Below are 11046 nucleotides of genomic sequence, written 5' to 3'. Positions count from 1 at the left end.
AACTTCGAGTAATTTCTACCATTAATCAATGAAAATAATTTCGATCAATCAATCAGTAAAAATCCACACAAGTTGTTCTTCATAATCTCTTAATGATCTTTCTAACATCTCGTCAATGCTAGAAGCTGGACTTCGATAAACTTAACAACTCAACGCTTCGCGTTTCGTTCGTTTCCGTCTATCTCGTCGGTATGGGGTGCATTCTAGAGCATTTCAGAATCATTGCAACCCCCAATTCACTATATTTTTCACGTATGTATTTTTTATAAGCGTTTTTGCTAAAAAAATTGCACTTTTACCTATTTTTTAAGCATTTTTTATAAATTTTTAGCAAATAGTCGATATTTAATTAAGTAAATTTCTTATATCTAGCAAATCTTTTTCAGCGCTTTTAAGTCTAATAAAAGTGACTTTGATTATTTATTAATCATTAGTCTACTTTTCTTCCTCAAAGCACATCATTTTTTTCTGTCATCACACCGATTCAAGCTTCATAGACATTTTTTAGCGTGCATTTTTATATTTACCAACATTCTTTTAACGTTCATATGCTAAATGTTGCATGACTTCCAAGATGACTTGTTGCTTTCCACTGAAATCCTCGGCAGAAAATAAAAGCTTGGCACGTCGAGGGAGTTGTTCTCGCACCAATGCAAATAGTTGGTACTGTGCCGCGATATCCAAATCATGTAATTGTTGCTGCGCCTCACAAAATAATGCTCGCTTGTGCTGTGTGGTTTGGTAGTCAAATAAATACCTCAAGATTCGATCAATCTGTTCATCATGATTATCGGTACTGTAATACACCATGCTGTTGCTCTTTTTTGATTTTTGACCATTGTTCCATAAGGCCTGTTTTTTACAAAAATCATTTTTATTACATGCTTAGTCATTTTTGCTGATAAAAATACGGCCTATTTTATTTGAATAATCACTATTAACGATCACAGTCATAAAAAGCCACTATTTTTGGGCTTTAGACGCATAGAGCGTAGGCTGCGTTTTACGTACACTCTTTTTATTTTTTAGGTGCAGGATGCCAACACAGTTTTTCCCACGCTTACTCATACTATTAAGCGGATTAGGATTATTGGCTTTTGGTGTCGTACTCTCTATACATTCAAATTTAGGGACATCCCCTATTTCCTCGGTGCCCTACAGCTTTAGCTATATCTTTCCACTCACCGTCGGCACATTAACAGTATTAATGCATATCGTCATGATTCTGTTGCAAATGCTGATCTTAAAATCACGCTTTCAGTGGATACAGTGGTTGCAATTACCCGTGGGAATTTTGTTTGGTGCATTTATTGACGGTTTAATGTGGCTCACCCAAGGCTGGAGCATAGAAAGTTACCCACTTCAACTCCTGACTTGCTTGGCAAGTTGCCTGATTACCGCTTTAGGTGTGAGCTTAGTGGTCAAAGCCAGTCTAGTCCTCTTGGCCGCAGAAGGCCTCTATCAAGCCATTGCTGTTCGTTATCGCCTTGATTTTGGCAACTGTAAAACCTATGGCGACATTCTCTTGGTCAGTATTGCGGTTATCAGCAGTTGGCTGGTCTTACATCAAGTCATCGGAGTACGTGAAGGCACCATTATTACCGCACTTTTAGTCGGGACTTTAGTCAAGCGGATCTTACCTAAATTAAGCTTCATTCAATTTGGCCCTAAGCCCTAAAATAAAACTCCATGAACATTTGTCTGAGTAGAGACATTTTAAAGCTCGATTGAATCGGGCTTTTTTTCTGGCGCGATTAAAATCTTTAATACAGAAATGAATGTGCTTTTTGAAAGGAATAGCTCAATTTTACAAATAAAAAAGGGAAAGATCTCTCCCAAAATCTTTCCCTTAGAATTGAATCTTTAGTCGATCCATCGTGTAGTTATTATAGTTATTTGTTAACTCACTAAAAAAAGAGTCCCTTGGGGAAGAGACTTATAAAAAGTGGAGTTATCGTTATGTACCCTCTAGATGGTATATATATCTCTCTAGATGAATAAATCTTATACATAAAATTCAAGAAATGCAACACATTTGGCAAAATTTAAGTGTTGTTTTTATAAGGTTTTTTTTGAATTTGCTTATTTATATTATTAATATATTAATTGGTAAAAAAAAGCAGGCCGAAGCCTGCTTTTAATTCAATAACTTAACTAAAAATTCAAGAATTTATTAGTCGGTAAAAGTTACTTTTGCGATCGCTTTTTTGCTCGCTTGGATGATCAAAGTTTTGTTTTCTGACACAGCATAACCCGCATCAACCACTTCCCAATCCACTTTCACTGCACCACGACCAATTGCATCTTTTGCTTGAGCTGCATTTTTAGTCAAACCCGCTTCACGCAAAATAGAAGTAATGAAAATCTCACCACCAAATGCGCCACGAGAAATAGTCACTTCTGGTGTACCTTCTGGAAGTTCACCTTCAGTAATCAAGTTGCCTGCACCTTTGTGCGCATTTGCCGCAGCTTCTGCGCCATGGAAACGCTCAACCAATTCAAGTGCAAGAATTTTCTTCACTTCTTGTGGATTACGGCCTTCAGCCACTTCTTTAAGCAACTGTTGAATTTCTTCAATCGATTTAAAGCTTAACAAGTCAAAGTAACGTTCGATCAAATCATCTGGCATTGAAAGCACTTTTTGGTACATCGCACCCGGTGCATCAAATACAGCAATATAGTTACCCAAAGATTTAGACATTTTATTTACGCCGTCTAAACCTTCAAGAATTGGCACAGTAATGCACACTTGAGACTCTTGGTCATAACGGCTTTGTAATGTACGACCCATCAGCAAGTTAAAGGTTTGGTCTGTACCACCCAACTCTACATCCGCTTCTAGCGCAACTGAGTCATAACCTTGCACCAATGGATATAAAAACTCGTGAATCGCAATTGGTTGATGGCTGTTATAACGTTTAGTGAAGTCATCACGTTCCAACATACGTGCCACAGTTTGCTGTGAAGCCAACTGAATCAAGTCAGCAGCAGTTTTTTGACCAAACCACTCTGAGTTAAACACAACTTTAGTTTTCGCAGGGTCAAGAATCTTAAATACTTGTTCTTGATAAGTTTTAGCATTTTCTAAAACTTTTTCACGTGACAATGGTGGACGCGTAGCGCTCTTACCCGTTGGGTCACCGATCATGGCTGTATAGTCACCAATCAGGAAGTAAACTTCATGACCTAAATCTTGGAAAACTTTTAATTTATTAATCAGAACCGTATGACCTAAATGTAAATCAGGTGCAGTCGGGTCAAAACCCGCTTTAATTTTTAATGGGCGATTCTGCTTTAATTTCTTAAGAAGATCTTCTTCAGAAATAATCTCATGTGTGCCTCGTTGGATGAGGGCAAGTTGTTCTTCAGCCGGCAGGAAATTTGACATCACAAAATCCAAATAGATCAGTTATACAATTTGTGCGATATACTAACACTTTTTCAGCACATTGCAGGCTTAAGAATCATCATGACAGCGATCTACATTGGGGTAATGACCGGCACGAGCATGGATGGTGTCGATATTGTTGCTGCTTCTTTTGATCCTTTAGAGATTCATGCGACGCTCACACTTCCCTTTGACCCAGACCTTCGTGATGAACTGATGGCACTCACCTTGCCTGATGATAACGAAATTGATCGTATGGGTAAGGCCGACGTTGCATTAGCTCAAATGATCGGTCATGGCATCAATGAATTGATCGAGAAAAATCAGCTAGATCGTAGCCAAATCAAGGCGATTGGCTCACATGGACAAACCATCCGCCACCGTCCTGAACATGGTTTTACCCTGCAAATTGGCGACCCCAATATTATTACCGAACTCACTAAAATCCCTGTGATTTCAGACTTCCGCCGCCGTGATATGGCTGCGGGCGGTCAAGGCGCACCGTTAGTTCCTGCGTTCCATCAAGCGCTTTTCCAACATGACACCATTCACCGTGTGATTTTAAACTTGGGCGGCATTGCCAATGTCAGTATGTTACCTGCAGGCAAACCTGAAGATGTCTATGGCTTTGATACAGGCCCTGCCAACATTTTAATGGATGCGTGGTGTGAACGTTATACTGGTCAGCCGTATGATGAAAATGGCAACTGGGCGGCTTATGGTCAGCCCATTCGCAGCCTGCTCGACCGCTTACAAGCTCATGAGTTTTTCTCTAAAGAACCGCCAAAAAGCACAGGCCGTGAAGACTTCAATCTTGAATGGTTAGATGAACAGATTCTCGATTGGCGTGGAGATCTCGAATATGACGAACTCGAAGATACGCCAGAAAACATTCAAGCAACCTTAATGAAACTCACCACACGTGCCATTAAAAAAGCCATTTATCGTTCTGATATGGATACTGGTGAAGTCTATGTCTGTGGTGGTGGTGCATACAATTCGCACCTTTTAGAGCAACTGCGTTGGCGTCTACGCAAACATGAATGGACGGTGCAAAGTACCGCAGATTTAGGCTTAAGCCCAACTTGGGTGGAAGCGACAGCCTTTGCATGGTTAGCGATGCGCTTTGTCAATCAGCTCAGTGCAAATTTACCAAGTGTGACGGGTGCTGCTGGCTATCGTATCTTAGGTACAATCACTGCGGTTTAAGAGTCAAAAACATATAAAAAAGGTCTGCAATTGCAGACCTTTTTTATATAGACACGCTTTTATATAGATTAACTACTATATAAAAGCATAGCTCAAACTTAATTCATCATTGCCTTGGCATGTTCATTACGGAAAGCCTGTAAAATCTGCTGTCCCGCCCGACCTGTTGGGCTTAAACCCAGTCGATTTTGCTCTTGTCGAATGGCTTGACGGGTTTTATCTCCAATTAATCCATCCACTTTACCAATGTCATAGCCACGGTTAAGTAAAAATTGTTGAATCTCACGTCGTTCCGCACGTGAAGTGCCAGGATCATCGGTTGGCCATGTCGTACTAAAGCCACCCTTGCCTTGTAAGCGATCGGATAAATGCGCAATCGCTAATGCATAACTCTCTGCCGCATTGTAGCTGTAGATTGCATCGAAATTTTTAAACACCAAGAATACAGGCCCACTTGCCCCAGCCGGTGCCATTAATCCAGCTTGGCTCGATCCAGAAAGGTTACCTTGAATTAACGGCGTGCCATCGGCACGCTGCAAACCACGATTCATCCAGCTATCTAATGACTTTTTATTACGCCGACTTTCACCACTGATCGACATTCCTTCTGGAATTTTTACTTCAAAACCCCACGGCTGAGCAGTTTGCCAACCACGCTTTTTCAGGAAGTTGGCCGTAGATGCCAGCGCATCCGTGGTACTCGACACCAAATCACGGCGGCCATCACCATCAAAATCCACGGCCAGTTCTTCATAGGTACTCGGCATAAATTGGGTATGACCAAATGCACCTGCCCACGAACCTTTCAATTGTGATTCATTTAAATCACCACGCTGCAGAATCCGCATGGCAGCAAAAAACTCACCACGGAAATAGCTTTGGCGGCGCCCTTCACAACTTAAAGTGCCCAATGACTGCAATAAAGGATAGCTACCCGCAATATCACCAAAATTACTCTCCACACCCCAAACCGCGACCACAGTTTCAGCAGGTACACCATAAGCCGCTGCGACACGGTTTAAAACATCACGATGCTGCGCCAATTTCTGCCGACCCAGTTGTACACGCTCTTCATCCACCAGTCCTGACAAATAGTCCCAAATCGATGTTGAAAACTCAGGCTGATAGTTAAGCTTTTCAATCACAGAATAATCAGGTGTTAAATTTTGTGTATAGCGATCATAAGTTGACGCACTCACACCAGCATTCATTGCTTGCGAGCGCAAATTGGCTAAACAGCCTTGAAAGTTATTTTGTGGTGAAATGCTGCTTGTTGCAGGCATGCTCGACGCATTGACAGACTGACCATTAATAATCAACTCGGCATTTGCCTGAGTTATTGCCAAAAAAGCAGTCCCGAAAACAAATCCTAAGTGATGCTTCATACCCTTGATCTTTTTTTGAATTTAAATTGTTGCTTTAACAATAGCAGCTCAAAGCAAAAGTTAAAGGTTCAAAACGTAAATTTAAATTCATAATTTCTACTTATTTAAATTCATTTTTGAAATTTAAATTCAAAAGCAGTTATCCACAACCCAATTTTAAATTCACCACAAACCAAACAGCGGTTTAAATTTAAATTCAAAACTTTTAAATTTAAAAATAAACTGCATGCAGAAAAAGTTATCCACAAATTCAAAATAGCGTGACAATTAATTTTTATTGTTAATAATCAAAATATTATAGATTTTAAAAACACTTTCTACAGATCCAATAAGGCTGGGCAACTTTTAAATTCAAATTTTTTAAATTTAAACACAGCGAAATAAATTCATTTTTTCAAATTTAAATTCATAAACTTTGAATTCATTGTTTTCGGCATAGGATTTTTTGAATTCAAATTCATAGTTTAAATTTAAAAACACAGTTTGAATTCAAAACGCATTGGTTATTTTTGATTTTGATTCACACACATTGCAGGCCATTGATACACAAAAAACCATACGAAGATTCGCGCAGAATATTTATAAACGAACGAACACTTTATGATCAATAGTTTCTTATCGTTTCACCGATAAACGGTGTGATTTTGCAAAGAGGCGCAATGATGCCCGAACTACAGCAATAAAAAAAGCGGCCATGTGCATGACCGCTTTTTTATCATTCAAACTCAGGTTTAAATGGTCATATCTTCGCTAAGTGCCAATGGATTCGGCAAAATTTTCGCCAAAGCACGACATAAAGCTGTTAATTCAGCGGTATCGTTCGGCATTAAAGTGATGTGACCGATTTTGCGACCTTCACGCTCTGTTTTGTTATAAAGATGCAAATGCGCGCCATTCAGTGCCAATACATCTTCAGATTTCGGATGTTGACCAATGATGTTCACCATGACTGTTGGACGAACAACTTCAGTCGAACCCAAAGGCAAACCTGCTACAGCACGAATGTGGTTTTCAAACTGTGAACACACTGCACCTTCAATCGACCAATGCCCAGAGTTATGCACACGTGGCGCCATCTCATTGGCATATAAGCCTTTATCCGTCACAAACAGTTCAAGCGTCAAAACACCGACATAATTCAAATGATTGAGCAGGCGAGTAATGTAGTCTTGCGCAACTGGTTGTAAGTCTGCGCTGTTTGGCGCAGGCACAATTGAATGCGACAAAATACCGTTGTGGTGGTGGTTTTCCGCCAATGGCCATGTTTTCACATCACCGTCTTGACCACGCACCGCAATAATTGAGACTTCACGTGAGAAGGTTACAAAGCTTTCCGCAATCAATTCACCAGCAGGGCCCAGTTCAGCCCATGCTTGATCCATTTGCTCAGCGCTACGTAGTACAAATTGACCTTTACCGTCATAACCGCCACGCGATGTTTTCAGTACGATGGGTAAACCCAGTTCAGCAACAGCGGCTTCCAAACTCTCTAAAGACGTCACGGCCTTATAGGGTGCAACAGGAATGGCTAATTCATCAAACAAAGCTTTCTCGGACAAACGATGCTGTGCAATCGCTAAAGCTTGACGCGGTGGGTGCAATGCTTTGTTTTTGGTCAACACATCAACATCTGCTAGCGGAGTATTTTCAAACTCTAAGCTGAAAACATCTGCACTCTGAATGAAATCCTGCAAGCCATTTTCAGCTTGGGTCGAAATCACTGGACCTAGGGCTGCAGAAGGGCAGTCGGTATTCGCTTCAAAGAAGGTGCATTGAATGTTTAAAGGCAATGCCGCTTGTGCCATCATGCGACCAAGCTGGCCACCACCAAAAATACCAATGGTTTTATCCATGAGAAATGCCCCTTAATTAAGCTTGACCCGGAATATTTTTACTCGCCACTTTATCGGTTTGCGCAGCGCGGAAATCTGCAACATTTTTTGCGATTTCAGGACGCGTCAAACCTAAAATTTGCGCCGCCATGATGGCTGCATTGGTTGCGCCTGCAGGGCCAATCGCCAAAGTGCCGACTGCAATGCCAGCAGGCATTTGCACGATAGACAGCAATGAATCCACGCCGTTTAAAATTGATGATTTCACAGGTACGCCAAGTACAGGCAGGTCAGTCTTGGCTGCGCACATGCCCGGCAAATGCGCTGCGCCGCCAGCACCGGCAATAATCACTTGAATACCACGATCACGTGCGGTTTCAGCATATTCGAATAATCGATCTGGAGTTCGGTGTGCAGATACAACTTCCGCTTCAAATGGGACGCCAAGCTGTTTGAGCATATTGGCAGTGTTTTCTAGAGTTGCCCAATCCGATTGAGAACCCATGATAATTCCAACGAGAGGAGTGTCTTGTGAAGCGGCCGCATTCATTGCAATGTTTCCAGAGATTAAAGTAAGAGAGAGTAAATCTCGACTAGAGCCAAGCTTTAATAAGAGCCCCATATTATAGACTGAAAATTCATCTCAATAAAATTTAACGGTTGTCTTTAAAGAGAAAACTCCATAATATTTTGATGAAAATATTTTTATTTTTTTCAATTTTATAAAAACTTTTATTAAATCAATATTTATAAGACACTTTAAACATGAAACAGATCTTCATCCTACTCACTTTAGCCCTTAGCTCTCCGAGTTTTGCCCAACTCGTTCAACTCAATACGAGCCAATTTGAAAAAGACTTTAACCTCTTACAGAAACAAAAAGGCTATAACGGCCAAATTAAGAGTAATGGCTACATCCACGAAAAATTTTTAGTCACTGGCAAATCGATTATTGATGAACGTGAGCCGGTCAAGATGACAGGCTATTATAAAGCAGATGATGGCCGCGATAAAATGTATTCAATTTCAGAATATCGTGTGTATTGTGATGACCAAAGCTATGGTTTTGCACTCATGAACTTTGAAGCAGACGGTCAAATGACTGTACTGACCAGTGAGAGTGATTATGCCTTTGACTATGAAGATCCCACTCCACGAGACCGTGAGTTTAGTAAAGTCCTCAAAAACGCCTGCAAACATGCATCACTTAAATGATCAGCCCCATGCAACATTGAATCAATTAAGCACTGCGAAATACGAAATAGACACATCCAAAAAGGCATAAACCTGCCCACAAATAGTCCAACTTAAAGGGTTGTTTAAAAAGGAAAATCATAAATGGAACAAAGACCAATAGCGTCACGACTTCTTGTGTGATTTTCATTTGACCCAATGACCACCCATGTTTAGCCAACAGTCGCGTTGCTGGAATCATAAAACTGTATTCGAGTAACGCGATCGCCCATCCAAATAAAATCGCTTGCCAAAGCGGCGCATCATGTAGAAATTTCAGATGTCCATACCAGGCCAAAGTCATAAAACAGTTGGAAATAATCAATAAAAACAGGGCAAGTGACATAAGCAATCAAGATCGCAAAAAATTGCGCTTATTGTACGTTTTTCATCATGATTTCGCGCCTATTTTCCATGTTTTTATCCTCAAGAAAATTGCGTACATTTGATCAGTTGCGAGCTCAATCTTTTTGCACGATCTCATACAAAAAAATCTATCTTTTCGCTAAGACCCTTGCTATGGTTGCTCTCAAATGAAATTAACCTTTTCAACCAAATCTATAATGACAACACCACAATAACAAAGTGATGTGTCGATAAAAGCAGTGGAGTTAGAACGAATGCATCTGCATATCTTGGGTATTTGTGGCACCTTTATGGGTTCATTGGCGCTCTTGGCGCGTGATTTAGGACATAAGGTGACGGGTTCAGACCAAAACGTTTACCCACCAATGTCTACTCAATTGGAAAATGCAGGCATTACCTTAATGCAAGGCTATGACCGTAGCCACCTTCAACCACACCCAGATCTCGTGATTGTCGGCAATGCCATGAAACGTGGCATTGATGCTGTGGAATACATGCTGAACGAAGGCCTGCCTTATATTTCTGGCCCACAGTTCCTTGCAGATCACGTCCTACAAGGCAAACATGTCTTAGGCGTTGCAGGCACGCATGGCAAGACTACAACCACAACCATGCTGGCATGGGTGCTCGATCAAGCGGGTTTAAACCCAGGTTTCTTGATTGGCGGCGTACCGCTAGGTTTCAGTGAAAGCGCTCGCTTAGGTGGTGGTCAATATTTCTGTGTAGAAGCCGATGAATACGATTCGGCATTCTTCGACAAACGTTCTAAGTTTGTGCATTACCATCCTAAAACAGCGATTTTAAATAACCTTGAATTTGACCATGCCGATATCTTCGATGACTTGGCGGCGATTCAAAAGCAATTCCATCATCTAGTGCGTACTATTCCAAGTGAAGGCCGTATCATTGCGCCCATCACAGAGACAAATATTGATGAAGTCTTGGAAATGGGCTGCTGGACACCTGTCGTGCGTACATCTTTAGATGCCAATGACAAATCTGAGCTGTATGCAGAGCAATTGTCTGCTGACGGTTCACATTTCAAAGTGCTTCAGCATGGTGTCGTGAAAGGCGAAGTCAAATGGAATATGACTGGGCAACACAGTGTAGCCAATGCTTTGGCAACCATTGCTGCGGCTGAACATGTCGGTGTTTCGATTGAAATGGCGTGTGAAGCGCTTTCAAACTTTGGTGGTGTCAAACGTCGTATGGAGCTTTTGGGCACAGTCCGTGGCATTGAGGTTTATGACGACTTTGCACATCACCCAACGGCGATTGATACCACGTTAGAAGGTGCGCGTAAGCGTCTAGGTCAACGTAAGCTTTGGGCGGTAATCGAGCCACGTTCTAATACCATGCGCATGGGTAGCCATAAAGATGGCCTTGCACATTCTGCACGCTTAGCGGATGAAGTGATTTGGTATCAACCTGAAGGTTTGGATTGGGATCTACAACCTGTGATTGAAGCTGCTGCGAATAAAGCCATCGTGGCACGTTCACTGGATGACATCATCCAAACCATCGTAAGCGAGGCAGGCGAGGGCGATGCTGTGGTGATTATGTCGAATGGCGGTTTTGGTGGTTTACATCAGAAGCTGATCAGTGCATTAAAAGCCTAAACCCACTAGATAAA

Annotated in this window: 10 protein-coding genes; 4 read left to right on the top strand and 6 right to left on the bottom strand. The window is 41.4% G+C overall.

Annotated features, from left to right (window positions below):
* Nucleotides 1-537: 537 nt before the first annotated feature.
* Nucleotides 538-810, bottom strand: coding sequence for a hypothetical protein (locus B1202_RS05345; RefSeq protein WP_078189537.1), 273 nt, complete (start codon nt 808-810; stop codon nt 538-540).
* 226 nt (nt 811-1036) lie between these two features.
* Between B1202_RS05345 and B1202_RS05340 the strand changes: the two genes are divergently transcribed.
* Nucleotides 1037-1678, top strand: a complete 642-nt coding sequence (locus B1202_RS05340; RefSeq protein ID WP_143221572.1) for a YczE/YyaS/YitT family protein — start codon at nt 1037-1039, stop codon at nt 1676-1678.
* A 495-nt stretch (nt 1679-2173) separates the two neighbouring features.
* Here the strand turns inward: B1202_RS05340 and tyrS are convergent, their stop codons facing one another.
* A complete protein-coding gene (gene tyrS, locus B1202_RS05335) occupies nt 2174-3406 on the bottom strand; it encodes a tyrosine--tRNA ligase (RefSeq protein WP_171262600.1) in 1233 nt (410 codons plus the stop codon).
* Nucleotides 3407-3469: 63 nt separating this feature from the next.
* Here tyrS and B1202_RS05330 point away from each other — a divergent pair, with 63 nt between their 5' ends.
* On the top strand, nt 3470-4597 hold the full coding sequence (locus B1202_RS05330) for an anhydro-N-acetylmuramic acid kinase (protein ID WP_078189534.1): 1128 nt from the start codon (nt 3470-3472) through the stop codon (nt 4595-4597).
* A gap of 98 nt (nt 4598-4695) precedes the next feature.
* Here B1202_RS05330 and B1202_RS05325 read toward each other — a convergent pair whose 3' ends face one another.
* From B1202_RS05325 to purE, 3 genes are all read right to left on the bottom strand, one after another.
* Complete coding sequence (locus tag B1202_RS05325; RefSeq protein WP_078189533.1) at nt 4696-5982, bottom strand: lytic murein transglycosylase; 1287 nt, start codon at nt 5980-5982, stop codon at nt 4696-4698.
* 731 nt (nt 5983-6713) lie between these two features.
* Complete coding sequence (locus B1202_RS05320; protein ID WP_078189532.1) at nt 6714-7835, bottom strand: 5-(carboxyamino)imidazole ribonucleotide synthase; 1122 nt, start codon at nt 7833-7835, stop codon at nt 6714-6716.
* Between the two features lie 16 nt (nt 7836-7851).
* Nucleotides 7852-8364 carry a 5-(carboxyamino)imidazole ribonucleotide mutase gene (gene purE / locus B1202_RS05315; protein ID WP_078189531.1) on the bottom strand — a complete coding sequence of 171 codons (513 nt, stop codon included), beginning with the start codon at nt 8362-8364 and terminating at the stop codon, nt 7852-7854.
* Between the two features lie 215 nt (nt 8365-8579).
* Here purE and B1202_RS05310 point away from each other — a divergent pair, with 215 nt between their 5' ends.
* Entirely contained in the window at nt 8580-9029 is a 450-nt protein-coding gene (locus tag B1202_RS05310; RefSeq protein WP_078189530.1) for a hypothetical protein, read from the top strand.
* Nucleotides 9030-9054: 25 nt separating this feature from the next.
* Here B1202_RS05310 and B1202_RS05305 read toward each other — a convergent pair whose 3' ends face one another.
* A complete protein-coding gene (locus B1202_RS05305; RefSeq protein ID WP_078189529.1) occupies nt 9055-9393 on the bottom strand; it encodes a DMT family protein in 339 nt (112 codons plus the stop codon).
* A gap of 274 nt (nt 9394-9667) precedes the next feature.
* Between B1202_RS05305 and mpl the strand changes: the two genes are divergently transcribed.
* Entirely contained in the window at nt 9668-11032 is a 1365-nt protein-coding gene (gene mpl, locus B1202_RS05300; protein WP_078189528.1) for a UDP-N-acetylmuramate:L-alanyl-gamma-D-glutamyl-meso-diaminopimelate ligase, read from the top strand.
* Nucleotides 11033-11046 lie beyond the last annotated feature (14 nt).

It is taken from the genome of Acinetobacter amyesii (assembly GCF_002018365.1).
GTDB classification, from domain to species: domain Bacteria; phylum Pseudomonadota; class Gammaproteobacteria; order Pseudomonadales; family Moraxellaceae; genus Acinetobacter; species Acinetobacter amyesii.
Note: the sequence above shows the minus strand (reverse complement) of the source record. Positions and strands in the feature narration are given on the sequence as shown.